Below are 25,254 nucleotides of genomic sequence, written 5' to 3'. Positions count from 1 at the left end.
TTGAATCGCGCGGACAACGGCCCGCCGCCGGTGTAGCGTCTGCGACGCAGACCCTGCCGGTCCGGAACCGGGTGGGGACACGGGGGTGATCGTGGCAATTCGGACGACGTTGTGCCGCATGGTCGCCGGCGGTGCATCGATCATGGTGGCCTGGGCCGCCGCCGCGCCGACACAGGCGGCGCCCACGCAGGCGGTACCCACCGTTGTCGCCGCGGAGGTGATCGCCGACGGCCCGATGGTCGTCGACGGCGCGAGCACCACCTCACGCATCCGATACACCTCCACCTCGGTGCGCGGCGTGCGCACCGAGATGACCGGCACCCTCACGCTGCCGAGCGCGCCGGCCCCGGACGCCGGATGGCCACTGGCGGTGTGGAATCACATGACCGTCGGCGGCGCGGATCACTGCGCCCCGTCTACCGCGACCACCACGCATCCGGAGCTGCCTCGGATGACCTCCGGTGATCGGGTCATCGCCCATCTGCTCGACGCCGGATTCGCGGTGGTGCGCCCGGATTTCGAGGGTATCGGTGGTTCCGGACCGCATCCCTACCTCATCGCGGGATCATTGGCGCGTTCGACCATCGACGCAGCGGTCGCGGTCTCTCGGTACGACTCCCGGATCAGCCACGACGTGGTGGTCGCCGGCCACTCGGAGGGCGCGGTCGCCGCGTTGTCGGCCGGCGCCCGCGAGGCGGCACAGTGGAATGGGTTACGGCTTCGTGCCGTCGCCGCACTGGCCCCACCGACCGAGGTGGCCGCAATCCTCGACGCATTGTCCGGCGTACCGCTGGCGGGCCCCGCGATCAATGAACTGGTCGGCCTGGCCGCGCTGTTGGGCAGTGGCGCGGCAGCAGCGGATCCGGATTTCGCCGACCTGATGACGCACGGTGGTCTCAGTCGATCCGCGACCGTGCTGCTGCCCCACATCGAGGATCGATGCTATGCCGAACTCACCGAGCCCGACTCCTTCGGCGGACTCGCACCGACCCAGCTACTCGGCCCCGCGGGCGCGCAGATGAAGGCGAAGCTGGTGGAGATTCTCGAGCGCAACGACGTGCGGAATCTGCATATCCCCGCGCAGATTCCGGTTCGCGTGGATGCCGGATTCACCGACACGGTGGCACCGCAGCCTCTCGTCACGCGATTGGTCGACACCTACCGCCACAACGGAATGTCGGTGACCTACGTCGAGCATCCGGTCGGCCACGCCGGCGTGGCAACCGAGCCGGGTGCGGCCACCGACATCGCGCGGTGGTTGATCGCACAGGTGTGAAGCCCGGGCAGCACCCGAGCACCGCACCACCCGCGTGATGTACTCGTGCGATGACCACGTTCCCCGCCCTGACAGAGACACCGCTGGCGATGGCGGACGCGAATGCCGCCGGGCTCACCCTCGGCATCGCCGTCTATGCTGCGGCGATCCTGATCGGCATCGGCGTCGGCATCAACGCCGTGACCACCGGGCGCCGACGTCGTGCGGTGATCGCCGCGACCGTGGTGCTGGTGCTCACACTCGCCGGCCTGGTGATCGCGATCGCGAGCAGTATCGGCTAGTCGGGTCGCCCGGGCCGGTGCACCTCACGCCGATGCGGCGAATGCCGCGCGGAGCGCCGCCGTCTGCATCCGGAAGAACTCCTTGGACACCGGCGCGTTCGTCTGGATCAGGTCGAAGGCGTGATAGGCGCCGGGGATCACCTCCAGCGCGCAGTCCACCCCGGACTCGCGTAGGCGCTTCGCGTAGGCCACATCTTCATCATGGAAGAGGTCGAGTTCGCCGACGCCGATCCACGCCGGTGCAAGTCCGGTGAGATCGTCGCGACGAGCCGGCGCGACGATCTCGGGCGCGGCGCCGCCCAGGTAAGCCCCCCACCCGAACCGGTTGGAACTGCTGTTCCACATCCTGAATCGGTTCTCGATCGGCGACGGTCCGGCGGCGCCGGTGCGGTCGTCGAGCATCGGGTAGGCCAGCAGCTGCAGGACCGGTGCGCTCTCGCGACGTTCTTTGACCCGCAACGCCACCTGGGCGGCCAAACCACCGCCGGCACTCGCGCCGCCGATCGCCACCCGGGACGCATCCACACCATCGATCTCGTAGGCGAGCTGCAGGGCCTCGTGGCAGTCGTCGAGTGCCGCCGGGAACGGATTTTCGGGCGCCAACCGATAGTCCACCGAGATCACGACGGCGCCGATTTCGGCGCACAATCGCCGGCACAGGTCGTCGTCCTGCCGGGCCTCGCCAAGCACGAATCCACCGCCGTGAATCCACACCAGGGCCGGCGCCACCGCACGCCCACCGGTAGGCCGGAAGATGCGCACCCCGCCGCCGGAGGGCAGTGACCTCACCTCGACACCGCGATCACGCTGCAGCCGGGCGAGCCCGCCCTGTAGGAAGCGGACGATCCGCAGGCTTCGCGGGCCGGCGAGCCCGCGCGGCAACACACGTGCCGAACGCGCCAGGTCGGGATGAAACTCGTGCTGTGCGGTCATGGTCGACGCTCACCTTTCGCTGCGATTGGTTGAATCCAGGTATAACGCGGCAGAATCTCGCCCGATGAACATCGACGAGATCGGCACACGACGCTTTGCCCTCCCCGCGGTTCTGCTGGTGCTGTTCACCACTGGATGGGGCGCCAATCACTTCGCGTCGATGATCCCGGTCCTGCGGGTCGACAAGGGATTGTCCTCAACTGTGCTCACCGGCGCGTTCGGCATCTACGCACTCGGGCTGCTGCCGGGCCTGTTCGGCGGCGGCACGTTGTCGGATCGGACCGGCCGGCGGCCGGTGGTGTTGACCGGCGCGGTCCTGGCCGGGATCGGAAATCTGATGATGATCGTCTGGCACGAGGAGGCCGGAGTGCTCGTCGGTCGCCTCGTCGTCGGGCTCGGGGCCGGACTCACCATCAGCGCCGGCACCGCCTGGGCTGCGGACCTGCGCGGCCGATCCGGAGCGACGCTGGCCGGGGCCATCCTGACCACCGGCTTCGCCCTCGGCCCCGTCATCACCGGTCTGCTCGCCGAGTTCGTCCCGCATCGACTCGAGATGCCGTTCGCGGTGTCCGGGATCGCGTCGATCGCCGTGGCCGCGGCGGCAGTGGCACTCACGCCCGCGACCCCGGCACCCACCGCGCACGGCGCATCCGTCGACGATCCAGGGCGACGATCTGTGGGTGCCGCGTTGTCCTGGTCGGTGCCGATGGCGCTGTGGGTGTTCTCGTCGGTGACCGTCGCCGTCGTGGTGATGGCCGAGCGCATCGCCGACCGCTACGACGGCGCGTGGGTGCCCGGCCTGGCGGCCGCGTTGAGTCTGGGGTCGGGAGTGATCATCCAGTTCGTGGTGCGCCGACTGCACAGCGGCCCGTCGGCCGGGGTCGTGGGGGCAGCGCTGGCAGCCGCAGGCTTCCTGCTCGCAGCCGCGGGAGGCGCGCACCCGAGTATGGCCCTGTTCGTGATCACCGCGATCGTGTTGGGTCTTGCCTACGGTCTGTGTCTGCGCGACGGACTGATGGATGTCGAGACGATGACACCGTCGGAGAACCGGGGTGCGGTGACCGGGATGTTCTATGTCGCCTGCTACCTGGGGTTCGGATTGCCGGTGCTACTCACCAGCATTCGGCCCTCGACCGGTGTCGTCGCCCCGCTGGTCGTCCTGGCGGCCGCCGCCGCAGTGGCGTCGCTCGCCCGTGCCCTGCGCCTGCGCCGCCGCGTCTGACCGGCTCGCGACGCAGCGTCACGCAGGCAAGAAGACGCGACCACCGATCGCACCCCGTACGGTCCGGGCGGCAACGGTCACCCAGGCCGCGAGCAGAACGACGTAGAGCGCGGCACCCAGATCGCGAATCGGCGTGGAGTCCAGGGCGAACCCCAACGCGCACAGGCCCGTCACACAGGTGCCGACGGGAAAGGTGAAGCTCCACCAGGTCAGCGCAAACGGCAGCCCGCGGCGCACAGTTCGTACGGTGACGGCCACGGCGAGTGTGAACATGGCGATGCCGAAGCCACCCATCACCAACCCGTAAACGATGCCGAACACGGTCAGACCGACCGCGATCGGTGCGTGCCCACCGGTGAACACCAGATGCGACTGGACTGCGAGGAGGTTGGCCGCGGTGATCGACTGGCCGACCATGCCGAGCGTGATCCAGATCGTCGGGGCCGACCGCGACACCGGCACCCCACCGCGGAGCAGTCGGGCATAGATCAACGTCATGGTCATCAATCCGAGGATCAAACTCATGCCGAACAGTGCATAACAGCCGGCCAGCATCGTCAGTCGCAGCTGTCCAGCCGGAACGTAGGCCACCAGTGCGGCGCCCGTGGACGCCGACACCATCGGGGGCACCACCGGCATCAGCCAGGCGGGCAGGGCCGCGTGTTCGGACTTCTGCTCGGCGGTCATCATCGCGAACGGCACCCAGACCGCGGTCGCCACGCCGATCGCGGTGCCGGCTGCCCACAGCACGCCACTGATCGACAGTGCGACCGCGCCGCCCAGGATCGGCTCACCGAGATGCAGGGTGCCCGCGCCGACGGTGAGCAGAGCCATCGGCAACGCACCGTAGAACTGCGACATCACCGGGTCGGTGGCATACCGGCGCGCGGTCTCGCCGTGGCGACGCCAATGCACGGCGAACGCGACGCTGATCGCGACGAGCAGCACCGACGCGAGCAGCCAGATCGCGGTCGCGAACGCGGTGATGATCGCCGACTGCACCGGCAGCACGATCGCCGCGTTCGCGACGATCCCGGTGCCCATCACCGCAGCGAACCAGTTCGGCGTCAGGTGCTCGAACACCTGACGCGGATGGTCGAGATCGGGAAGGAGACGACGACGGACAACTCCGGTGCGCTCGAGCGTGGCGGTCATGGCTCCACTGTCGAGGAATCGCGCGTCCTCCGGCAGAGGGCCCGACCTTGTGTGCCCACAACCACCAATTGTGGGGCGCCACCGTCCCCGCTTGTGACCTCCGCACCGTATCGGCGGCAGACGGGATCAGTCCACCGACATCTCCCCCAGCTCCGACCAGCCGTCCTGATCGAGCGTGACGTTGATGATGTCGGGCGTGCGCTGCAGATACTTCGGCAACTCGGTCGTCGCGACCTGGAAGTGCGAGCTGTTCACATGCGCCTCGGCGGCGTCATCGTCGAACGCCTCGGTGAGCACGTAGGTGTTCGGATCGTCGAGACTGCGCGCCCACTCGAAGAACCTATTGCCCGGCTCGGCGCGGGTGGCCTCGGTAAAACTCTGTACGAGATCAGGCCATTGATCGGCGAATTCGGGCTTGATGGGCCACTTTGCCACGATGAAGATCATGCTCCCACTGTAATGATCCCAGCCCTGTCCACCACCTCGTCGCCGTCTCAATCAGAGACGGATATATCTGACAACCACCGTTTCCCGGAAGCCTCGTCGGCGATACCCGGAGGCGGCATAGTGTGGTGGAGACAACACGTGTCGAGTCGGAGGTACTACATGCGCGAGATCACCAAGTTCTACATCGACGGTTCGTGGGCCGAGCCCGCCGAGCTCAACCTCATCGACGTGATCAATCCGGCCACCGAGAAGGCCGCCGGCCACGTCGCCCTGGGCACCGCCGCCGACGTCGACAAGGCCGTCGACGCCGCCCGCAAGGCGTTTGTGACCTGGAGCCAAACGTCGGTGGACGAACGGGTCACCATCCTCAACGCCGTCGTCGCCGAGTACCAGAAGCGGATGCCCGATCTCGCCGCGGCAGTCACCGAGGAGATGGGCGCGCCCAGCGGCCTGGCCAACAACGTCCAGGTACCGATCGGACTGGCGCATTTGATGACCGCGGCCGCCCAGCTACCCACCTTCAGCTTCAGTGAGGATCGCGGGACCTCGCGGATCGTCAAGGAGCCGATTGGCGTGTGCGGCTTCATCACCCCGTGGAACTGGCCGCTCAACCAGGTCATGTGCAAGGTGGCCCCGGCGCTCGCGACCGGCTGCACCATGGTGCTCAAGCCGTCAGAGGTGGCCCCGTTCAGTGCCGCGATCGTCGCCGAGATCTTCGATGCCGCAGGCGTTCCCGCCGGCGTGTTCAACCTTGTCAACGGCGACGGCCCGGGCGTCGGCACCGCACTGGCCGCGCACCCGGGGATCGACATGGTCTCGTTCACCGGTAGCACCCGCGCCGGCATCGAGGTGGCCAAGAACGCCGCACCGACCGTCAAGCGCGTGGCCCAGGAACTCGGCGGCAAGAGCCCGAACATCATCCTCGACGACGAAGATTTCGCCGCCAACGTTGCCGGCGGTGTCGCAGCGATGATGATGAACTCCGGCCAGTCCTGCAACGCACCCACCCGAATGCTGGTCCCCTCGTCCCGGATGGCCGAGGCCGAGGAGGCGGCGAAGTCGGTCGAGGCCACCCTCACCGTCGGCGACCCGAGCGGTGACGTCCGGTTGGGTCCGGTGGTGTCCGAGCCGCAGTTCACCAAGATCCAGGGACTCATCGACCGCGGTGTGGCCGAGGGTGCCAAGGTGGTGTTCGGCGGGCCGGGACGCCCCGATGAGCTGCCCACCGGCTACTACGTCCGCCCCACCGTGTTCTCCGAGGTCACCAACGACATGGAGATCGCACGCACCGAGATCTTCGGCCCGGTGCTGGTGATGATCGGCTACGACTCGCTCGACAACGCGATCGAGATCGCCAACGACACCGAGTACGGACTGGCCGGCTATGTGTCCGGCAAGGACGTCGACGAGGTGCGCAAGGTGGGCGCACGGATCCGCGCCGGTTCCATCTCACTCAACGGCGCACAGCTCGATCCGGTCGCACCGTTCGGCGGCTACAAGCAGAGCGGTAACGGCCGTGAGTGGGGCGACTACGCTTTCGACGAGTTCCTCGAGGTGAAGTCGCTGCTCGGCTACGACGCCTGACACACCTCCCCGGGCCCCCCTCTCACGACCCGGGTTCTCCTCTCCCGACGACCGCTCTCGTATCACCTGCGAGGGCGGTCGTCGTGTGTCCGGGGCCGCCCCGGTGTCACGTCGCGGGTAGTCACATCGCGGGTAGTCACATCGCGGGCAGCCACGCCCCGTGCAGCCCCGCCGGCACCCTGATCGGCATGTGCACGGTGGCGAGCGGACCGGCGGCCGGATCGTCGGCGGGCAGGATGTAGAAGTACGACGACATGTCGGTCGGATCGGTACCGAACGCGCCCCAGTAGTCGCGCTCGGTCCCGGGCAGATAGATGGGCTCGCCGATCGCCACCGCTGGACGCCAACAGGACTCGCTGCCGGAACGGAGGTCGTGGAACCAAAGGCTGTCGAGTTCGCCGGAGTCGCCGGCACTCTTGCCGACCGTCGCCACCTGCGTATGTGACCGGGTGAGCATCCGGTCGTCGACTCGTGGGAACTCGACGTTGACACTGGTGCCCATGGTGGTCCGGACGATGGTGCCGCGGGCCGGGTCGAGTACCGCCCGAACCAGAGCGGAGGTCGCCGGGGTCGGCATGTCGGCGAAGCCACCCGGGTAGGTCCACTCGACGTAGTCGACGGTCACCGTGTCCGCGCCCGGTGTGTCGAACCCATTCGCGAAGTGCCACACCCACATCGGCTCGGCGTCGATCCAACCGATCGCGGAACCGTCCCGCGGGATCAGCGCGATGCGGGTACCGGAATCCGGTTGCCACCGCAGCAACCCGCCACCACTGAGCAGCGCCTCGATGTCGAAGACCAACGGGCACAGGAACAGCACGACGTAGCGCGACGTCAAGGCCATGTCGTGGATCATCAGGGGTCGGTCCACACCGTCCACCGGTGTCGGCGGTCGGAGCGTCTGACCGTCGCGGCCGATCACCGCCCACGTGAGGTACGGCGCCTCCAGTACGTAGTTGAACAGCACCAGCTCACCGGTCTCGGGGTCGAGCTTCGGGTGCGCGGTACTGCCCACTGCCATCGCGCCGTCGCAGTCGTCGCGCGCGATGGTCGCCAGGTCGGCCGGGTCGAGCCGGTAGGGCTGATCGGATTCGGCCATCGCGAGCAGCCGACCACCGTGTTCGACGACGTTGATGTCGGGCAGCTGGCGGAACGTTCCGGCGAGCTCTGGCCCCACCTCGGTGGCGGGCGGCGTGTACCCGTCGGTCAGGCCCGACCAGATGGCATGGCCGGCCTTCTCCTCGGCCACCACCATCGGTGTGCGGACGAAACGGTTGCGATAGTGCGCGGCACCGTCGCCGATGTCGAGTCGGTGCACCATCGCGTCGCCGTCGAGCGGATAGACGTAGGAGCCGATCGGATCGAACCGAGGATTCGGTCCGTTGCGCAGATAACTGCCGTGCAGGTCGTCGGGGATCTCGCCGGTCATCGCGAGGTCGCTGACGTCGACCTCCTGCCGTTGCGGCGCGAACACCCCGGACAGATGCGCATGGTGTGCCATGTCCACGGGTGCGGGGCGAGTCGGTGCAGTCTGCTCGGCGGACATTTGGATCCCCACTGTCGTTCCGATCGCCCACCACGACGTCCGGTCCGGCGCCACCGGGGCAGGGCCGCCCGAAGGGTACGGCCGCTCCCAGTGTCCCGCCTGGCACAGACGCGCGCTCGTCAATCGCGAAACGCTTGCCGCTGCCCGCCCTGTGGTCGCTGCCTCGCAGCGGATGCACAGTCGATGGCACAGCAACGATCGGTAACGCCCGCCTGCCCGGCAACGACAGACCGGGCAGCGCACGCCAGGACCTCCGCGAGGTGAGTCGTCGTGCATCGGGGGAAGTCGTAGATGTCAGGAGTCGCATGCCCAGCCAACCGGAACAGCCGGATTCGTCCATGATCGCCGACGGGTGGCGGGTGGCGCCCGACGCCACTGCCCCGACACCCCGGCGCAGTATCCGACGTCGGGTCGCGGGCCTGTCCGCCGTGGTGGTGCTGAGCCTGGGCCTGTTCGGCGTGGGATCGCTGCTCTCCGGCGGCAACACGGCATCGGCCATGGCGGGACATCCCGAGGTGTTGCGTGAGGGCTGCACCTGGGATTCGTCGGGCAACTACGTGCAGAACTGCAAGGTCTGGTCGGAGTCGCAGAACAAGTTCGTCACCGTCCAGATCCGAGCCTCCAACGGCAGCGATCAGGGCATCTACCTGCTCGACGGCATGCGCGCGCAAGAGGACCGCTCCGCGTGGACCAACGATGTGCAGGCCGCCCAGGTCTACGACGGCAGCACCGACACCACTCTGGTGATGCCGGTCGGCGGGGCGTCGTCGTTCTACACCGATTGGGACGCCGGCGCCGGTGCGGAGAACACCACGATCCAGCAGGAGACGTTCCTGACCGAGGAACTCCCCGACTACCTCGCCGAGAACTTCGGCGTCAGCAAGAACAACAACGCGATCGTCGGCCTATCCATGTCGGGTGGCCCCGCGGTGACACTCGCCGAACGTCATCCGGACCAGTTCAAGGTCGTGCAGGCGATGTCGGGTTACTACCAGACCGACAACCCGATCGGTGCGCTCGGCGTGTTCGCCAGCCAGACGATCGTGTCGAACTACACCAACGGCATCGTCAACATGTGGGGCGAACCCGGCAGTCAGCGGTGGACCGACAACGATCCGTCGAAGAACGTCAACAAACTCAACGAGAACGGGCAGGTGCTGATCATCTCGTCCGGCAACGGATTCCTCACCTCGAGCGAGATGGCGAAACTGTCCCAGCAGGATCAGATCAGCGCCATGGCGCTCGAGATGCTCTCCGCGGTGTCGACGGTCCTCATGCAACTGCAGGCCGCGCAGAGCGGCGCATCGGTGATCTCGCTGCCCAACTACGGCGGCCACACCTGGGAGAACTGGGGTCGCGGTCTCGCCGACGGCAAGGACCACGTTCTCGAGGCGCTGCGAAACAACCCGCCGGTGACCGAGAAGGTGCAGGTGGTTGACGCCTCCGGCACCCCCGACCCCGAAGGCTCCACCAAGGCCACCCAGGCCGCCCTGCTCGCCGCCAAGTCCACGCCGGCGCTCGACACCGTCGATCTATCGGCCGACCCGAGCACGTCGGCACAGTCCACGGCATCGAGCGCGTCGACCGATTCGACGTCGGCGTCGGCCACCGAGTCCGGGGAGGCTTCGACATCTTCGTCCGCCGACGACACCCAGCCCAGCACATCCACCCCGACGTCGGAGTCGCCGGCTTCCGAGTCCGGTACCGACACCGGGGAGTCGACGGTCCCGCCGAGCACTGCCCCGTCGGTCCCGACCCCGGCGCAGTCATCGATCCCGACGACAACGCCGGTGCCCTGATCCGATCCGCGATGACGCTCAGGCCGGGGTGTGCGCCGCCAGCCAGTCGACGACGTCGGTGATCACCCGGTCACGCTCGGGTTCGTTGAAGATCTCGTGATACAGGCCGTCATAGATGGTCAACGTCTTGTCCGACGATCCGGCGAGGCGTTCGACCAGTTCGCTACCCGCCGGGCTGGTCAGTACGTCGTCGCCGCCGTGCATGACCAGCAGAGGCAGCTGCAGTCGCGGTAGTCGGCGTGGAAAGGACTGCATGGTGGTGAGCATCGCAGCCCCGAGGTCGGCGGGGATCTTGCGGCGGATGACCAGCGGATCAGCGTTGTAGTCGGCGACCACCCGCGGATCACGCGAGATGGCGCTCGCGTCGAGTGCCGTGGTGGGCAGCCCCGGGGCCACCCGGGCCAGCACCGGCGCCAGTTTCATCGCGATGGGCGACATGTCGTCGCCCGGCACCACCGCCGCGCCGGACAGCGCGAGCCCGGCCAATCGATCCTGGTGGTCGAGCGCATAGTCCAGCGCGATACACCCACCCATGCTGTGCCCGACCAGAAAGGTCGGCCGGTCCGCGACGGCGGTCTCGCCGATCACGCGGTCGAGATCGTCGGTGAAGTCGGCGAAGCGCCGCAGACGCAGACGTTTGCCGCCTGAGCGACCGTGGCCCAGATGGTCGGGCACCACGGTCCGGTTGCCCGCCGCCACCAGTCGATCGACGACGTGGGTGTAGCGGCGACCGTGTTCGCCGAGGCCGTGCGCGATGACGACCACCGCCCGCGGCTGATCGATCGGGTCGATGACGTCATAGGTGATCGTCTCGCGATGGCCGCCGACAAAACTGTGTTCCACGCGCTGCATATCCACTCCCGTTTTCAGCTCCGTATGCCGAGCCTCGACGCGACGCCGCGGCCCACCGACTCGATCGCGCCCAGCGGCCGCAGCGCGGCCTCGCCGATACCCACGAGCGCCTCCACCCTGGTGACCACCTGTTCCAGCCGCGCGACGATGTCTCCCATCGACGCCACCGTGCTGTCGACCTGATCGAGCGTGACCGACAGCTTGGACAGCGTGTCGTCCATCGTGTCGATGGCCCCGTCGAGACCGCCGATGGTCTTGTTCATATCGACGAGCGTGTCCCCGAGGTCGGCGAGAATCCCCTCGACCTGATCGACGGTCATGTCCGCATTCAGCGCCGCCTGCGCGAGCTTCTTGAACCGCTGACGTTCGGGTCCGCGCGTGTCGGCGCCCCTGCCCCCGATGTCCCGATTGCCCAGTCCCTTGTCGGCCATGGCCTCCATTATTCACGCTCGATCATTTCCGGCGAGACGTTATGAACCCGTCGGGTCATTCGCCTGGAATAAGGCTCGGCTCGGCCCGGTTGAGCACGACATAGCTCAGAATTGAGCTACCTGGAAAGGAGCTGGACATGCCTGCTGTCACCGCCGATACCCGTACCCTGCCCCGCGTGCGCACCGCCGCCCCAGACGAGGTCGAACGCCCGGTGAAGTCGGTAACCACCGGTCCCCGCGGCCACGAAGGTGAGGGGTTCCCCGTCGTCCGTGCATTCGCCGGTGTCTCGTCGGCCGACCTCGACCCGTTCGTCCACATGGACCAAATGGGCGAGGTCGACTACGAGCCGGGCGAACCGAAGGGAACCTCGTGGCATCCGCATCGTGGCTTCGAGACCGTGACCTACATGATCGACGGACGGTTCCAGCATCAGGATTCCACCGGCGGCGGCGGGCTCATCGAGAATGGTGCCACCCAGTGGATGACCGCAGGTGCGGGCATCCTGCACATCGAGACGCCACCGGCCGAACTGGTCGACTCCGGTGGCCTGTTCCACGGCATCCAGCTCTGGGTGAACCTGCCGGCGGCCGACAAATTCCTGGTACCGAAGTACCAGAATCTGGAGGGCGCCCAGGTGGGACTGCTCAGTTCCGAAGACGGCGGCGCCTTGATCCGCGTCGTTGCGGGCGACGTCGACGGCCACACCGGTCCGGGATCGACCCACACCCCGATCACGTTCGCGCATGCCACCGTTTCCCCCGGTGCGCGGCTGTCGATCCCGTGGCGCCCTGATTTCAACGCACTGGTGTACGTGCTCTCCGGCCGTGGCACCGTCGGTGCCCAGTCACGGCCGATCCGGCAGGGTCAACTCGCCGTGTTCGGCACGGGTGACCGCATCACCGCGACCGCCGACGTCGGCCAGGGCTCGAACCGGCCGGCGCTGGAGCTACTGATACTCGGTGGACGCCCCATCCGCGAGCCGGTGGTCCAGTACGGACCGTTCGTCATGAACACGCGTCAACAGCTGGTGGAGGCCATCGAGGACTTCCAGGCGGGCCGTCTCGGTGTCATCCCGCCGGACGCGCTCATGCCGCACACCGGTCGGTGAGCGCCGATCCACGCCCGGCGGCCTGGCAGAACTTCATCGAGACCAGTGCCCGCCTGCAGACCATCCTCGACGAGGATCTCAAGACCACCGCGGGCATGTCGCTGGCGGACTACCAGCTGCTGATGTTGCTGTACGACGAACCGCAACGCCGGCTACGCATGCGCGAGTTGTCCGACCGACTTGTCTTCTCCACCTCGCGCTTGTCATATCAGGTCGACACGCTCGTCCGACGCGGCTGGCTGTGTCGCGAGCGCGCCGACGAGGACAGGCGCGGCAGCTATGCCGTTCTCACCGACGCCGGAGCCGCGGCCTTCCGTTCCGCCGCAACAGATCACTTGCGTTGTGTGCAGAAGCTCTTTTTCGACGCCGTGTCCGTGGACGACGGCGCGGTCCTGCTCGACATCATGACGCGACTGTCGAAGCATCTGTCCGAGAAGGGAGTCCGATGACATGCACCGGCATGTCCCACGTTGGGTCGACCCTTCGTGACAGACCTCAGCGGAGGTGCGGCATGACGTCGGCCGCCACCACCTCCAGGTGGTCGAGGTCGCTGAGGTCGAGGGTCTGCAGGTAGATCCGGTCCACACCGGCCTCCCGGTACCGTTCGATTTTCTCCACGACCTCGCCCGGGGTGCCTGCCGCTCCGTTCTCCCGCAGCTCGTCGACCTCACGACCGATCGCCTCGGCTCGGCGCGCCAATTCGGCGTCGGTCCGCCCACAGCACAGCACGAGCGCAGCGGAGAAGGTCATGGTCTCGGGGCGTCGGCCGGCGGTGGCGCATGCCGCCCGCACCCGGCCGATCTGCTCGGTAGCGGTATCGATGGGTGCGAACGCCACATTGAATTCGTCGGCGAAACGGGCGGCCACTGCCGGGGTGCGCTTCTTTCCGGCGCCGCCGATGATGATCGGCGGCCGCGGTTGCTGCTCGGGTTTTGGCAGAGCGGGCGAATCGGACAGCGCAAAGTGTTTGCCCGGGTGGTCAAATCGACGGCCCGCCGGGGTGCCCCACAGTCCGGTGACGATCTCCAGCGACTCCTCGAGCCGGTCGAAGCGTTCGCGCAGCGGGGGGAAGGGAATGCCGTAAGCCGCATGTTCGGCCTCGAACCAACCGGCTCCGAGCCCCAGTTCGACTCGCCCGCCTGACATCTGATCGACCTGCGCAACCGAGATGGCCAGCGGGCCGGGCAACCGGAAGGTCGCCGAGGTGACCAGCGTCCCGAGCCGGATGCGAGACGTCTCGCGCGCCAGCCCGGCCAGCGTCAGCCATGCATCGGTCGGTCCCGGCGTGCCCTCGACGTTCATCGCGAGGTAGTGGTCCGAACGAAAAAAGGCGTTGAACCCGAAATCCTCGGTCGCCCGCGCCACACGCAAGAGGTCGTCGTAGGTTGCACCCTGCTGGGGTTCGGTGAAGATGCGTAAGTCCACGGTTGCCAACCTACGCGCCGGGCGGCGTCACGGTGACAGTGACGGTTCGGCCGCGGTGGACAGGGTCAGGACCGCCTCCACGATCGGCTCGTGCGCCTCGATCTCGCGCTCCACTCGACGCAGATGTTCGGCAAGTTCGTGCTCGGCGAGATCCCCGACCATGTCGACGGCGGCGACCAAGTAGTACTGCATCGGTCCCACATACTCGATGTGCAAATAGGTGATCCGCTCGATGTCGGGATGCTCGAGCATCTTTCGGAGGATGGACGATCGAGTCCGCGGCATCGCCGTCTGCCCCAGCAGGAACTCGCTGTTGCGTTTGATCAGAAAGATCGCGATCACGCCCAGCAGGATGCCGACGAGGATCGACCCGATCGCATCCCAGACCGCCGACCCGGTGATCTGATGCAAAGCCATACCGAGCGCGGCGAACGCCAGCCCGGTCAACGCCGCGGCGTCCTCGAAGAACACCGCCCGCAGGGTCGTGTTGGATGTCCGATTGAGGAAGCGGAGCGGATGGATGGCGAACCGCTCACCCGCCACCCGCGCCTGACGAATCGACTGCGCAAACGAAACACCTTCCAGCACAGCCGATATCGCCAGGACGAGATAACCGATGAGATAGTTGGCGTCGGGCTCGGGTTCGGTCAACGAGGTGATGCCGTGCATCACCGACACCGCCGCGCCGACGGCGAACAGTCCGAAGCCTGCGAACAGCGACCAGATGTAGGTCTCACACCCGTAGCCGAAGGGATGGCGTTCGTCGCGGCCACGCGAACCGCGACGTTCGGCGATCAACAGAAACACCTCGTTGCCGGCGTCGGCCCACGAATGCGCGGACTCTGCCAACATCGACGCCGACCCGGTGATGGCCGCCGCAATCGTCTTGGCGATGGCGATGAGCACGTTCATCACGAACGCGATGACCACGGTCAGCATCGAGTCGCCCGACGCTCCCGAGTCGTCGTCGACAGTCGGTTCTGCCGCCGATCCGGCCGACTCGGGCGGCGTGGAGGGCTCGGTCATGCGCCGATCGTCTCACGGGTCTGCCGACCCCTCACGCACTGACCCGATATACCCCGTCCGATTCGGCGATACCTCTTCGAGGCCGGCTGCCCCAGGCACCCATCCATCTGCGACAGGGCGCCGAATAGCCCATGTCCGCACCCAACAACTCGGAGGATCACCATGCACACCATCACCAAGGCCGCACTACTGGCAACGACCGCCGCCGCCGGCGCGATCGGCCTGACCCTGTCGGCACCGAGCGCACAGGCCGCACCACAGGTGTGCCCGGCTCTACCGGGCCAGACCGCCACCATGGCGGACTGCTCGGCGTCCTCCGGTCCGACCGGCCTGACACTTGCCATCGTCGACAACGGCGGCACGGCCACGGTGACCGGCGACAACTACTCCGGTCCGGCCGCAATCGCGGTGGGGCCAGGCGCAGAAGTCTCGATGACGGGCGTGCGGCCTGGGCTTGCCATCGGCATCGCCGGACCGGGCGCAACCGTAGTGGTCGACGGAAAGAATGGACCGACCTGCGCGGGTGGACCGGCGTTCGCCGGTGACTTCCAGACCCTGCAGGGCTGCATGTCGTGACCGCAGGGCTGAGTCGGCAGCTCTGCCGGCAGCTGCCGACTCAGCCCACCAGCCCTCGGATGTAGGCGGCCTGCCCGATGTGCTGGGCGTCGTCGTCGAGAACGCTGACCAGACGGACGCCGAGGGTCACCGGCGGATCCCAGTTCTCGTCGATCACCCGGTCGAGATCGTCGTCGGAGAGTGTACGCAGGTAACCAACCGTCGCGGCGTGGGCGGCGTCGTGGTACTCCGCGAGCAGCCCGGGCTCGACGATGACCTGAGCCACCTCGTCGGGTGATTGGCCGTAGCCGGATGCCGACCGGTCGAAGGGCAGCGCGAATCGGTCGTAGAAACCGCCCGAGGTCCACACCTCGTCGGCGCCGGCGACGCCGGCGACGTCGGCGACCTGGGCGTCTTGGACCCGCGAGATGTGCCAGATCAGCCACGCGATCGTGTTCGCCTCCGGCGCCACCCGCTCGACGAGCTGCTCGGAGGTGATGCCGTCGAGGACGGCGTGGACGTTCTCCCACACGCGGCCGAAGCCGTCGATCAAGATGTCTGTGGAGCGCATACTTCCACTTCTACTCCTCGAATCACGACCGCATTGCCGTCTGCGAGCGCCGCAGGCTCCACCCCACCGCTAAGGTGTCGACGTGAGTCATCCAGGTCGCGGACACGGACACGGTCATTCGCACAACCTGTCGGAGATCCCCGCCGTGCTGTCGCCGTTGGCACGATGGTTCGTGATCGCCACGCTCAGCGTGATCGGCGTGGGCGTGGTGGTCGGTGCCGTCGTGCTGTGGCCCTCGGACACCGAGCACAGCATTCCCATGCAATTCCGCTCCGCCGACGGTGGATCGATCCAGACCGTCGACGCCCATGTCGTCGACACCCAACGGGCGGACTGCCTCAATCCGCTGACCGGCACCGTGCAGGACAGTGCCGAGTTCCAGCTTCCCGGCGCCTCGCCGACCGGGCCGTGTATCGCGGCGACCGTGCAGCTCGACGATGGCGACGATCGGGGACGACACACGCTGCTGGAGATCCCCACCAACCGAGCGCAATCCGGCTCCGAACCCGGTGCGCTCGCCCCGCCGGCAGACCAGCTCGACCAGCCGCAGGCGGGACAGCCGACCCTTGCGGTCGGGGACAAGATCCGGCTCAGCGTGGTCCCGGGCCCGGACGGCAACACGCGCTACACCTTCTTCGACTATCGGCGCACGGTACCGACCATCATCTGGGCGTTGCTGTTCGTCGGTGCCGTGGTGCTCGTTGCGGCCTGGCGCGGGCTCCGGTCGATCATCGGGCTGGTCTTCGCGTTCCTGGTCCTCGGCATCTTCACCCTGCCGGCCATTCTGGACGGGAAGTCGCCGGTGGCGGTCGCGGTGGTGTCGTCGGCGGCCATCTTGTTCGTTGTGCTCTACCTAGCGCACGGCATCAGCCTGCGAACGAGTTCGGCCCTGTTGGGCACCTTGGTGTCGTTGGTGCTCGCCGGCGTGCTGAGTTGGTTGTCCATCGAGACGATGCACATCACCGGCCTGTCGGGGGATCAGACGGTCAACCTGCAGGTGTATCAGAGCAGTATCTCGATCAGTGGGCTGCTGCTCGCCGGGTTCATCATCGGCACCCTCGGCGTGCTCAACGACGTCACGATCACCCAGGCGTCGGCGGCGTTCGAACTCGCCGCCGCCGGCGAGCCCACTCGGCTGGCGACCTTCCGCGCCGCGATGCGAGTGGGCCGCGACCACATCGCCAGCACGGTGTACACGCTGGTGTTCGCATATGCAGGCAGTGCGCTGCCCCTGTTGCTGCTCTTCTCGGTGGCCCAACAACCCTTCGGCTCGCTGGTCACCACCGATGCGATCGCGGTGGAACTGGCCCGCTCGTTCGTGGGCGGCATCGCAATCGCGTTGTCGGTTCCACTCACCACGGTCATCGCGGCCGCGCTGACCCGCCCCGCCGGCGCCACACCGGCCGGCGCGGGGTCGGAGCCGCCCTCGCCGCCTCCTGCGCCGGCGGCGACGCCACGCCCGGGTGGCCGCCACGCACGCCCCGACCTCTGACCGTCACGCAGCCGCCGTTGGTCGACACCTTTTGCGTACGCGAGTCAGCATCGTCCCGTCGGCAGTTGTGGGAGGTTGCGCTCCAGCCAGTCCCCCACCCGATTGAGCATCCGGGTGCCCGTGGTGAACGAGCCGTTGCGCGGAATGGCCGCCATCGAGACCGCGACATCACCGCGGGTGGTCGTGATCACCGCGAGCTGCCGGACCAGGTACCCCGCCGACCGGGAGGTCGCCGGTCCCCAGCCACCCTTCACCGCCGTCACCGCCCCCTTGTTCGGCGCCATCGTCGCCACACCCCACTGCTGGTTGGCCGCCACGTTGCTCATCAGCCGGATCACATCCTCGCTACCAGGCATACAGGGCAGATGCGCCCCGAAACGTGCCTGGTCGGCCAACGCCCACGGGGTGTAGCCGGGGTAGGACGGCGGGTCATCCGCCTCCGAACTGACCTGCGTGCGGGTGTCATGCCCTTCGCGCAGTACCGCGGTCACCGCGTCGACCGAACTCTGGCCACCCCCTAACGCACCCCACAGCTCGCCGGCGGCGTCATTGTCGGAGAACGTGATCGCCTTGTCTTCCTCTGCGGCCACGGCCGCACCGTACCGGCGCTGCGCGGCCAGCGACACCGGCACTTTCAAGGTCGACCACGCACGGCCGGTGGTGAGGTCACCCATCGTGATGACGCGATCGGAACCAACCGCCACGATCGCCAGTCCCACCTTGCCCGGTTGTGATCTGCGCATGCTCTTCTGCATCTTCGCGAAACTGCTGATGAGCTTCTTCTCGGTGGGCACCGGCGGCTCGAGGAACTTCGCGATCTGCGGCGGCAGCGGCGGGAGTTGAGGTGGCCACCACGCGGGTGAGGCAGCAGCAGTCGCCGATCCGAGGAGCAACGAACCGGCGATTGTCACGGCGGTCACCGTGACAATCAACTTCACACGAGTCACTTGCGTCTCCCTAGTCACATCAGTAACAGGAGACTAAACGGGATCACCCCTCGATGCCCAGCTCGATACGAAGTTGTAGTAATCCGCTCACCTGCCACGCTCGTGGCGATACGACACTAATCCGTACGAACTCGCCACTGCCCCATGCCGAGGAACACCATGACCAACTGGCGCTCGGTCCGGGCGACGATATCGCGCTCGGCCTCTCGACCGCGGTAATCGTTGTCGAGGAGGTCGGCGACCGCGGTCAGCATGATCGTGACGATGAGTTCGGCGGCCAGTTCCAGATCTTCCGGCGACCACTGCGCCAGGTCGGGCAGCCGCGACAGATCGATGGCGAGTTCCTTGGAGAACAACCGCAACTCGGTGTCGATGGCACGACGGATCTCGGCGATACCGCCGTGCTGCTCGCGTACCAGAAACCGGAACTGCGCCTCGTTGTCGTGGACGTGGCGCAGCAGGATCGCCAGCGAGTTCTGCGCCGTCGGCAGAGCTTGCCGAGCGGCGAGATCGCGCCGCCCTTCGCGCAGCGTGCGCCGCAACACCCGCATCGAATCCTCGACCAGCGTGACGCCCAGATCCTCCATAGAGGCGAAATGCCGATAGAACGCGGTCGGCACGATGCCTGCACCCCGCGCCACCTCGCGCAGACTGATGCTGCCGAAGCTGCGCTCGGCGACGAGTTCCATCGTCGCGTCGAGCAGACCCTGCCGGGTACGACTCTTACGCTCGGCCCGACTCTCCGAAGTCCGCCCATCCGGCTCGCCGACAGCACGTGACGGACGCTGCCGCGCGGTGTGTCGAGACCTGGTCACGGTCCGAGTCTAGAGCGGGATGACTCCGCCGCCGGAGACCGCGTCAGTCCCCGTGATAGCCGTCACAACAAAAGTCCTTGACGACACCGGCGCCGAACATGCCACACTGTTTTGTGTACATATGTTCACTCAAGTGAGCACACGAACGGAGCCAGGCCCATGAGCATCCGCCTTCCCTCGGTCCTCGGGACCATTGTCGAGAGCGCCCTCTCGCCACATCCCGTCGACCGCTATCTCGAACTGATCGACCCGATGCTGACCTGGCGCGACATCCGCGCCAAGGTCATCGCGGTGGACCGCCCGACCAGCCGGGCCGTCCGACTCACTCTTCGCCCCACACACCAGTGGACCGGCCACCTTCCCGGACAGTATGTCCAGCTCAGTACCGTCATCGATGGCGTCCGGCACACCCGGTGCTTCTCCCCCGCGAACGCTCCGTCACCCCGCGGGGACCTCGAGTTGACGGTGACCGCCCACGAGGGCGGGTTCGTCTCGCGGTACCTGTTCGACCACGCGCACGTCGGCATGGTCGTCGGACTGTCGGCGGCGACCGGCGAGTTCGTCCTACCTACCGAGCGTCCCCGCTCGGCAGTCTTCATCAGCGGCGGCAGTGGTATTACACCTGTACTCTCGATGATGCGAACGCTCGTAGCCGAGGGCCACCACGGAGCCATCACCTTTCTGCACTACGCACGCACACCGGATGACGTGGCCTACCGGACGGAACTGGCCGCGATCGCCGCGAACCACCCGAGGGTCGACCTGCGGGTGCACTACACCCGCGACGCCCACGGCGAGCATTTCACCGGCGCACATCTCGACGACATCGACCATTTCGCAGATGCCGAGTTGTTCGTGTGCGGACCGGCTGCACTGATGGACGCCGTCGAGCGCCATCACGACGTGGCCGGACTGACCCAACCGCTGCACCGCGAGGCGTTCACGCTGGCAGTGCCGATCTTCGTCGACCCCGACGCACCCGTCGACGGCGAGCTGACCTTCCTGCGATCCGGCAGATCGGCGACCAACGACGGCCGCACCATCCTCGACCAGGCGGAATCGGCCGGGCTCCGGCCCGACTCCGGCTGCCGGATGGGGATCTGCTTCTCCTGCACTGCGATCAAGAAATCCGGCTGCACCCGCAACGTGCTGACCGGAGACACCGACAGCGAAGCCGACACGCAGATCCAACTCTGTATCAATGCGCCCGTCGGCGACGTGGAAATCGAGGTTTGACATGACCATCATCGACCACCCCACCACCGGCACCGCCCTGGTCGGTATCGACGCACCCGTCCCGGACGAGCCCACCACCGTCGACGACCCCAAACACATCGTGCTCAGCTACGAGCAAGTGGAGGCACTGGGCCGCGAACTCGACGAACTCAAGGCACGGGTCGTCGCCGACCTCGGCGAGAAGGATCGCGAATACCTCTACTCGGTCATCCGCGCCCAGCGTGGCTTCGAGATCGCCGGTCGCGCACTGATGTATCTCGGCTTCTTCCCGCCCGCCTGGATCGCGGCGGTCGGCGCACTGTCGGTGTCGAAGATCCTCGACAACATGGAGATCGGCCACAACGTCATGCACGGCCAGTACGACTGGATGCGTGAGGACACCTACAACTCACGCGAATTCGAATGGGACACCGTGTGCCCGGCCGACCAATGGCGCCACAGCCACAACTACATGCACCACACCTTCACCAACATCATCGGCGAGGACCGCGACATCGGCTACGGCATTCTGCGGATGGATCGCGACCAGAAATGGAATCCCTACTACCTCGGTAACCTTGGCTATGCGACCGCGCTGATGCTGCTGTTCGAATGGGGCGTGATGCTCCATGACCTCGAGGTCGAGAACATCGTCGCAGGCAAACGCAAATGGTATGACGTCAAAGGTCTCGTCAAGGGTATGTGGCGCAAGGCCGGTCGACAGGTCCTCAAGGACTACGTGGTGTTCCCCGCCCTCACCGGCCCCCTGTTCGTGACCACGCTGCTGGGTAACGCCTCAGCCAACCTCGTTCGCAACCTGTGGACCTTCTCGATCATCTTCTGCGGCCACTTCCCCAGCGGCGCCCAGACCTTCACCGCCGACGAGTGCGCCGACGAGACGCGCGGCCAGTGGTACCTGCGACAGATGCTGGGCTCGGCGAACATCACCGGCAGCCCGCTGTTCCACATCATGAGTGGCAACCTTTCGCATCAGATCGAGCATCACCTGTTCCCCGACATCCCCGCCAGCCGGTATCCGGAGATCTCCGGAGAGGTTCGCGAGATCTGCGAACGTTACGGTCTGCCGTACAACACGGGTTCGCTGAGCCACCAGTTGGCCTCGACCTGGAAAAAGATCGCCAAACTCTCGCTACCGAACTTCCTGACCCGCGACGACAACGACCTGGTGGTGACCGTGGAGCGCTCGCCGTCGGCTGTTGCGTGAGGCACGGTCTGCCGGTCCCGGTGGCAGAATACTGAGCATGGTCGACAGCATCGAACGCAACAAGGACCTCGTCCAGGAACTCGTGGAGTCGACGGCCACGCACGTCGGCCGGATCGCCACCATCATCACCGGCGCTGTCGCCGATGTCGCCCGCGAGATCGGCGATCTCGTCACCGACGGCTTCGAGATGCGCGACGCGGCGCGTCGGGCCCGCGACGACGAAGAGCGCGACATCATCGACGTCGAGGAACACAACGACATCGGCGACGGGCCCGTCGTTCTCGAAGAGGTCGAGCTCGAACAGGCCCAAATCGAAGCCACCGACCCCGGCGTCGGCGATCCCGAGGGCGTTGCACCCGGAGAGGCCAAACCCGCGGCCGACCTCGAATCGTTCGAATCCGGCGAGGACGTCCTACCCGGTAATCCGGTGGATCTCGGCGAGATCAACGAAGCCGAGCTCGGCAGCGCCGAGGCGGTCCCGGGAGAGCCGGTCGATCTCGGGGAGATCCCGGGGCAGGCGCCCTGAGGACCGGCCGGCCGGTTCGGTCGGCTCCCGCCGGTAACGTGGTGCCCTGTGGCAGACATGTGGCACGTACTGGCATCGACCTTCGGTTACGAGTCGTTCCGCGGTGATCAGGAACAGATCGTCGATCATGTGGTCTCCGGCGGAGATGCAGTTGTCCTGATGCCCACCGGCGGCGGCAAGAGTCTCTGCTACCAGGTGCCCGCACTGGTCCGGGAGGGCTGCGGGGTCGTCGTCTCACCGCTGATCGCGTTGATGTCCGATCAGGTCGCCGCGCTGCGCGAACTCGGGGTGCACGCGGCGTATCTGAACTCAACGCAGACTTCCGAACAGCGCGCCGAGGTCGAATCGGCTTTTCGCAGCGGTGAACTCGACATGCTCTATGTCGCACCGGAACGTCTCAACACCGCAGGCTGCCGGGCCTTGTTGCAGAGCGGTCGGATCTCGCTGTTCGCGATCGACGAGGCCCACTGCGTCTCGCAATGGGGACACGACTTCCGGCCCGATTACCTCGCACTCGGCGAGCTCGCCGAACTGTGGCCGGATGTCCCGCGCATCGCGTTGACCGCGACCGCCACCCGCCGCACGCACGCCGAGATCACCGAACGCTTGCACCTCGCCGACGCCCGGCACTTTGTCGCCGATTTCGACCGTCCCAACATCACCTACCGCATCGTCACCAAATCTGAACCCCGCAAACAACTTCTCGACTTCATCCGCACCGACGGCCACGTCGACGGGCAACCGGCCACCGGGATCGTCTACGCACTGAGCCGCGCCTCGGTGGAGAAGACGGCGGCGTTCCTGGCGGCCAACGGCGTCGACGCGATGCCGTATCACGCCGGCCTCGATCGCGAAGTCCGCCACGACACCCTGGAGCGATTCCTGCGCGCCGACGGCGTCGTCGTGGTCGCGACCATCGCCTTCGGCATGGGTATCGACAAACCCGACGTGCGGTTCGTCGCCCACATCGATCTACCCAAGAGCGTGGAGGGCTACTACCAGGAGACCGGTCGCGCGGGGCGCGATGGTCTGCCGTCGGTGGCGTGGATGACCTACGGGTTGGCCGATGTCATGCAGCAGCGTCGACTCATCGACCAGTCCGACGGCGACGCGAATCACCGGCGGGTCCAACAGCAGCACCTCGACGCGATGCTCGCGCTGTGCGAGACCGTGGACTGCCGACGCGCTCAACTACTGCGGTACTTCGGCCAGGACGCGCAATCCTGCGGCAACTGCGACACGTGTCTCACCCCACCGAAGACCTTCGACGGCACCGTGCCCGCACAGAAGTTGCTCTCGACGATGGTGCGGCTGCAGCGGGATCTGGGCGATCCGCCCTACGGCGCCGGCCACCTCATCGACATCCTGCGCGGCGCCGACACCGCCCGCATCCGAGAGCGCGGACACACGCGGCTGACCACCTACGGCATCGGCACCGACCTCGACGCCGCCGCCTGGCGCAGCGTGATCCGTCAGCTGGTGGCCTCGGGGATCATCGCACCTCAGGGCGACTACGGGGTCCTGACCCTCACCGACAAGAGCGGGCCCGTGTTGCGCGGCGAAACCACCGTGATGTTGCGGACCGATCCGGCGCGACCGGCCGGCGGGCGCAGCACCCGCGGATCACGCTCGGCACCCGACCTGCCCGACGCCGACCGCGGGCTGTTCGAACACCTGCGTGCGTGGCGCAAGGCCGAGGCATCGCGGCGCGGTGTGCCGCCGTATGTGGTGTTCAACGACGCCACCCTGCGTGAACTCGCCGCGCTGCGGCCGACGTCGGCGACGCAGTTGCGATCGGTATCGGGCATCGGCGACGCCAAACTCGAGCAGTACGGCGACGACGTACTCGCCGCGATCTCCGGGTTCGATGCGGAATCCGAACCGGCGTGAGCGGAATCATTGCCCGGGGTCGCGACGTTGTCTACCTTCGGCAGAGCTGTTCTTCAGGAGGTTTTCGGTGTCCCCAACGTTGCCGTCGGCGCTGACGTTTCCCAATCCGGTCAACGACTACGCAGCCCGTTCGACCGCGGGTCTGGTGATCGCGCTCGCCGTGGTGGCGATCGTGGTCGACCACCCGGTGCCCTACGCCCTGCTCGCGCTCGGCTTTCTGCTACGGGTGATGGCAGGTCCTCGGTTCTCTCCGTTCGGCCAGCTGTCGGTGCGGTTCATCGCACCGAAGATCTGGCGCAAGACCAAACTCGTGCCCGGCCCGCCCAAGCGGTTCGCCCAGACCATCGGGCTCGTGTTCAGCGGCAGCGCGTTGGTGCTGTCGCTGCTCGGCCTCGGCGTCGCGGCCCAGATCGTAACCGGCGTGCTCATCGTGGCGGCGTCCCTGGAGTTCGTGTTCGGCCTGTGCCTCGGGTGCGTCGCCTTCGGGTTCCTGCAGCGACGCGGGATCATCCCCGAGACAGTGTGCGAGGCGTGCAACGATCTCTCGCTGCGCTTGGCTGCGTAAACCGCACACTCCAACCGCGGGTGCAGCCGTCCGCGCACACCCGCATTCGCTGGTCGAGTAGCCCGCGAACGAGGTGAGCGAGCGTATCGAGACCTCCGGCGCCTGACAGCATCTCACCAGATCTCGATACGCCGACTCGCTGCCGCTCGCCGACTACTCGACCAACGGGTAAGTCGCGGCCACTCGATCAACGAGCGAACAGCCCACGCACCCCAACCGCTGGTCGAGTAGCCCGCGAACGAAGTGAGCGAGCGTATCGAGACCTCCGGCGCCTGACAGCATCTCACCAAATCTCGATACGCCGACTCGCTGCCGCTCGCCGACTACTCGACCAACGGGTAAGTCGCGGCCACTCGATCAACGAGCG

General features: G+C 67.0%; 25 protein-coding genes. 14 read left to right on the top strand and 11 right to left on the bottom strand.

What is annotated here, in order from left to right; all coding sequences use genetic code 11:
- Positions 1–91: 91 nt before the first annotated feature.
- Positions 92–1,276, top strand: coding sequence for an alpha/beta hydrolase (locus tag VX037_RS21615; protein ID WP_328715835.1), 1,185 nt, complete (start codon positions 92–94; stop codon positions 1,274–1,276).
- Between the two features lie 50 nt (positions 1,277–1,326).
- Positions 1,327–1,557, top strand: a complete 231-nt coding sequence (locus VX037_RS21610; RefSeq protein WP_235723621.1) for a hypothetical protein — start codon at positions 1,327–1,329, stop codon at positions 1,555–1,557.
- 24 nt (positions 1,558–1,581) lie between these two features.
- Here the strand turns inward: VX037_RS21610 and VX037_RS21605 are convergent, their stop codons facing one another.
- On the bottom strand, positions 1,582–2,490 hold the full coding sequence (locus tag VX037_RS21605) for an alpha/beta hydrolase (protein WP_266059653.1): 909 nt from the start codon (positions 2,488–2,490) through the stop codon (positions 1,582–1,584).
- Positions 2,491–2,554: 64 nt separating this feature from the next.
- On the opposite strand from VX037_RS21605, the gene VX037_RS21600 reads away from it, so the two are divergent.
- The gene (locus tag VX037_RS21600) at positions 2,555–3,712 is read left to right on the top strand and encodes an MFS transporter (RefSeq protein ID WP_266059654.1); all 1,158 of its coding nucleotides are present in this window, start codon (positions 2,555–2,557) and stop codon (positions 3,710–3,712) included.
- Positions 3,713–3,730: 18 nt separating this feature from the next.
- Here the strand turns inward: VX037_RS21600 and VX037_RS21595 are convergent, their stop codons facing one another.
- Complete coding sequence (locus VX037_RS21595; RefSeq protein ID WP_266059655.1) at positions 3,731–4,867, bottom strand: TDT family transporter; 1,137 nt, start codon at positions 4,865–4,867, stop codon at positions 3,731–3,733.
- A 126-nt stretch (positions 4,868–4,993) separates the two neighbouring features.
- Positions 4,994–5,314 carry a putative quinol monooxygenase gene (locus VX037_RS21590; RefSeq protein WP_235723617.1) on the bottom strand — a complete coding sequence of 107 codons (321 nt, stop codon included), beginning with the start codon at positions 5,312–5,314 and terminating at the stop codon, positions 4,994–4,996.
- A gap of 159 nt (positions 5,315–5,473) precedes the next feature.
- On the opposite strand from VX037_RS21590, the gene VX037_RS21585 reads away from it, so the two are divergent.
- Positions 5,474–6,898 (top strand): aldehyde dehydrogenase family protein, encoded by a 1,425-nt coding sequence (locus VX037_RS21585; RefSeq protein ID WP_328715844.1) that lies wholly within the window; start codon positions 5,474–5,476, stop codon positions 6,896–6,898.
- Between the two features lie 136 nt (positions 6,899–7,034).
- Here VX037_RS21585 and VX037_RS21580 read toward each other — a convergent pair whose 3' ends face one another.
- Positions 7,035–8,444: a carotenoid oxygenase family protein gene (locus VX037_RS21580; protein WP_287014859.1), complete on the bottom strand. Its 1,410-nt coding sequence runs from the start codon at positions 8,442–8,444 to the stop codon at positions 7,035–7,037.
- A 305-nt stretch (positions 8,445–8,749) separates the two neighbouring features.
- Here VX037_RS21580 and VX037_RS21575 point away from each other — a divergent pair, with 305 nt between their 5' ends.
- On the top strand, positions 8,750–10,243 hold the full coding sequence (locus VX037_RS21575; protein WP_396573355.1) for an alpha/beta hydrolase: 1,494 nt from the start codon (positions 8,750–8,752) through the stop codon (positions 10,241–10,243).
- Positions 10,244–10,261: 18 nt separating this feature from the next.
- Here the strand turns inward: VX037_RS21575 and VX037_RS21570 are convergent, their stop codons facing one another.
- Together VX037_RS21570 and VX037_RS21565 are read right to left on the bottom strand one after the other, a co-directional pair.
- A complete protein-coding gene (locus VX037_RS21570) occupies positions 10,262–11,095 on the bottom strand; it encodes an alpha/beta hydrolase (protein ID WP_287014858.1) in 834 nt (277 codons plus the stop codon).
- 14 nt (positions 11,096–11,109) lie between these two features.
- Positions 11,110–11,526, bottom strand: coding sequence for a hypothetical protein (locus VX037_RS21565; protein ID WP_328715834.1), 417 nt, complete (start codon positions 11,524–11,526; stop codon positions 11,110–11,112).
- Positions 11,527–11,663: 137 nt separating this feature from the next.
- Here VX037_RS21565 and VX037_RS21560 point away from each other — a divergent pair, with 137 nt between their 5' ends.
- Entirely contained in the window at positions 11,664–12,635 is a 972-nt protein-coding gene (locus tag VX037_RS21560; protein WP_287014777.1) for a pirin family protein, read from the top strand.
- On the top strand, positions 12,632–13,084 hold the full coding sequence (locus VX037_RS21555) for a MarR family winged helix-turn-helix transcriptional regulator (protein ID WP_287014776.1): 453 nt from the start codon (positions 12,632–12,634) through the stop codon (positions 13,082–13,084). The genes VX037_RS21560 and VX037_RS21555 overlap by 4 nt, the downstream gene beginning before the upstream one ends.
- Positions 13,085–13,130: 46 nt before the next feature.
- Here VX037_RS21555 and VX037_RS21550 read toward each other — a convergent pair whose 3' ends face one another.
- Both VX037_RS21550 and VX037_RS21545 read right to left on the bottom strand, forming a co-directional pair.
- A complete protein-coding gene (locus VX037_RS21550) occupies positions 13,131–14,060 on the bottom strand; it encodes an LLM class F420-dependent oxidoreductase (RefSeq protein WP_287014775.1) in 930 nt (309 codons plus the stop codon).
- Positions 14,061–14,087: 27 nt separating this feature from the next.
- Entirely contained in the window at positions 14,088–15,086 is a 999-nt protein-coding gene (locus tag VX037_RS21545; protein ID WP_396573360.1) for a cation diffusion facilitator family transporter, read from the bottom strand.
- 162 nt (positions 15,087–15,248) lie between these two features.
- Here VX037_RS21545 and VX037_RS21540 point away from each other — a divergent pair, with 162 nt between their 5' ends.
- Positions 15,249–15,662 (top strand): hypothetical protein, encoded by a 414-nt coding sequence (locus tag VX037_RS21540; RefSeq protein ID WP_287014774.1) that lies wholly within the window; start codon positions 15,249–15,251, stop codon positions 15,660–15,662.
- 40 nt (positions 15,663–15,702) lie between these two features.
- Here the strand turns inward: VX037_RS21540 and VX037_RS21535 are convergent, their stop codons facing one another.
- Positions 15,703–16,212, bottom strand: a complete 510-nt coding sequence (locus VX037_RS21535; protein ID WP_287014773.1) for a mycothiol transferase — start codon at positions 16,210–16,212, stop codon at positions 15,703–15,705.
- Positions 16,213–16,294: 82 nt separating this feature from the next.
- Between VX037_RS21535 and VX037_RS21530 the strand changes: the two genes are divergently transcribed.
- Entirely contained in the window at positions 16,295–17,704 is a 1,410-nt protein-coding gene (locus VX037_RS21530; protein ID WP_328715833.1) for a YibE/F family protein, read from the top strand.
- Positions 17,705–17,748: 44 nt separating this feature from the next.
- Here the strand turns inward: VX037_RS21530 and VX037_RS21525 are convergent, their stop codons facing one another.
- Positions 17,749–18,609 (bottom strand): hypothetical protein, encoded by an 861-nt coding sequence (locus VX037_RS21525; RefSeq protein ID WP_372475003.1) that lies wholly within the window; start codon positions 18,607–18,609, stop codon positions 17,749–17,751.
- Positions 18,610–18,767: 158 nt separating this feature from the next.
- Positions 18,768–19,466: a TetR family transcriptional regulator gene (locus tag VX037_RS21520; RefSeq protein WP_372474997.1), complete on the bottom strand. Its 699-nt coding sequence runs from the start codon at positions 19,464–19,466 to the stop codon at positions 18,768–18,770.
- Positions 19,467–19,625: 159 nt separating this feature from the next.
- Here VX037_RS21520 and VX037_RS21515 point away from each other — a divergent pair, with 159 nt between their 5' ends.
- The 5 genes from VX037_RS21515 to VX037_RS21495 all read left to right on the top strand — a co-directional run bounded on the left by VX037_RS21515 (position 19,626) and on the right by VX037_RS21495 (position 24,887).
- Positions 19,626–20,702: a ferredoxin reductase gene (locus VX037_RS21515; RefSeq protein ID WP_328715832.1), complete on the top strand. Its 1,077-nt coding sequence runs from the start codon at positions 19,626–19,628 to the stop codon at positions 20,700–20,702.
- Position 20,703: 1 nt separating this feature from the next.
- On the top strand, positions 20,704–21,906 hold the full coding sequence (locus VX037_RS21510; RefSeq protein ID WP_266059670.1) for a fatty acid desaturase family protein: 1,203 nt from the start codon (positions 20,704–20,706) through the stop codon (positions 21,904–21,906).
- A gap of 37 nt (positions 21,907–21,943) precedes the next feature.
- Positions 21,944–22,432, top strand: coding sequence for a hypothetical protein (locus VX037_RS21505; protein WP_328715830.1), 489 nt, complete (start codon positions 21,944–21,946; stop codon positions 22,430–22,432).
- 57 nt (positions 22,433–22,489) lie between these two features.
- Positions 22,490–24,322 carry a DNA helicase RecQ gene (gene recQ / locus VX037_RS21500; RefSeq protein WP_328715841.1) on the top strand — a complete coding sequence of 611 codons (1,833 nt, stop codon included), beginning with the start codon at positions 22,490–22,492 and terminating at the stop codon, positions 24,320–24,322.
- Between the two features lie 67 nt (positions 24,323–24,389).
- Entirely contained in the window at positions 24,390–24,887 is a 498-nt protein-coding gene (locus tag VX037_RS21495; protein ID WP_287014769.1) for a DUF4395 domain-containing protein, read from the top strand.
- Positions 24,888–25,254 lie beyond the last annotated feature (367 nt).

Source organism: Gordonia sp. Z-3, from assembly GCF_036233855.1.
Taxonomy (GTDB): domain Bacteria; phylum Actinomycetota; class Actinomycetes; order Mycobacteriales; family Mycobacteriaceae; genus Gordonia; species Gordonia tangerina.
The sequence above is the reverse complement of the archived record's forward strand: the minus strand, read 5'-3'. Positions and strand labels throughout refer to the sequence as shown.

Bases quoted from the DNA above. Each gene is read 5' to 3' on its own strand.
- VX037_RS21590 (WP_235723617.1), bottom strand. From the start codon at position 5,314: ATGATCTTCATCGTGGCAAAGTGGCCCATCAAGCCCGAATTCGCCGAT.
- VX037_RS21610 (WP_235723621.1), top strand. From the start codon at position 1,327: ATGACCACGTTCCCCGCCCTGACAGAGACACCGCTGGCGATGGCGGAC.
- VX037_RS21595 (WP_266059655.1), bottom strand. From the start codon at position 4,867: ATGACCGCCACGCTCGAGCGCACCGGAGTTGTCCGTCGTCGTCTCCTT.
- VX037_RS21510 (WP_266059670.1), top strand. From the start codon at position 20,704: ATGACCATCATCGACCACCCCACCACCGGCACCGCCCTGGTCGGTATC.
- VX037_RS21540 (WP_287014774.1), top strand. From the start codon at position 15,249: ATGCACACCATCACCAAGGCCGCACTACTGGCAACGACCGCCGCCGCC.
- VX037_RS21545 (WP_396573360.1), bottom strand. From the start codon at position 15,086: ATGACCGAGCCCTCCACGCCGCCCGAGTCGGCCGGATCGGCGGCAGAA.
- VX037_RS21600 (WP_266059654.1), top strand. From the start codon at position 2,555: ATGAACATCGACGAGATCGGCACACGACGCTTTGCCCTCCCCGCGGTT.
- VX037_RS21580 (WP_287014859.1), bottom strand. From the start codon at position 8,444: ATGTCCGCCGAGCAGACTGCACCGACTCGCCCCGCACCCGTGGACATG.
- VX037_RS21605 (WP_266059653.1), bottom strand. From the start codon at position 2,490: ATGACCGCACAGCACGAGTTTCATCCCGACCTGGCGCGTTCGGCACGT.
- VX037_RS21575 (WP_396573355.1), top strand. From the start codon at position 8,750: ATGCCCAGCCAACCGGAACAGCCGGATTCGTCCATGATCGCCGACGGG.
- VX037_RS21505 (WP_328715830.1), top strand. From the start codon at position 21,944: ATGGTCGACAGCATCGAACGCAACAAGGACCTCGTCCAGGAACTCGTG.
- VX037_RS21535 (WP_287014773.1), bottom strand. From the start codon at position 16,212: ATGCGCTCCACAGACATCTTGATCGACGGCTTCGGCCGCGTGTGGGAG.
- VX037_RS21585 (WP_328715844.1), top strand. From the start codon at position 5,474: ATGCGCGAGATCACCAAGTTCTACATCGACGGTTCGTGGGCCGAGCCC.
- VX037_RS21570 (WP_287014858.1), bottom strand. From the start codon at position 11,095: ATGCAGCGCGTGGAACACAGTTTTGTCGGCGGCCATCGCGAGACGATC.
- VX037_RS21560 (WP_287014777.1), top strand. From the start codon at position 11,664: ATGCCTGCTGTCACCGCCGATACCCGTACCCTGCCCCGCGTGCGCACC.
- recQ (WP_328715841.1), top strand. From the start codon at position 22,490: ATGTGGCACGTACTGGCATCGACCTTCGGTTACGAGTCGTTCCGCGGT.
- VX037_RS21565 (WP_328715834.1), bottom strand. From the start codon at position 11,526: ATGGCCGACAAGGGACTGGGCAATCGGGACATCGGGGGCAGGGGCGCC.
- VX037_RS21515 (WP_328715832.1), top strand. From the start codon at position 19,626: ATGAGCATCCGCCTTCCCTCGGTCCTCGGGACCATTGTCGAGAGCGCC.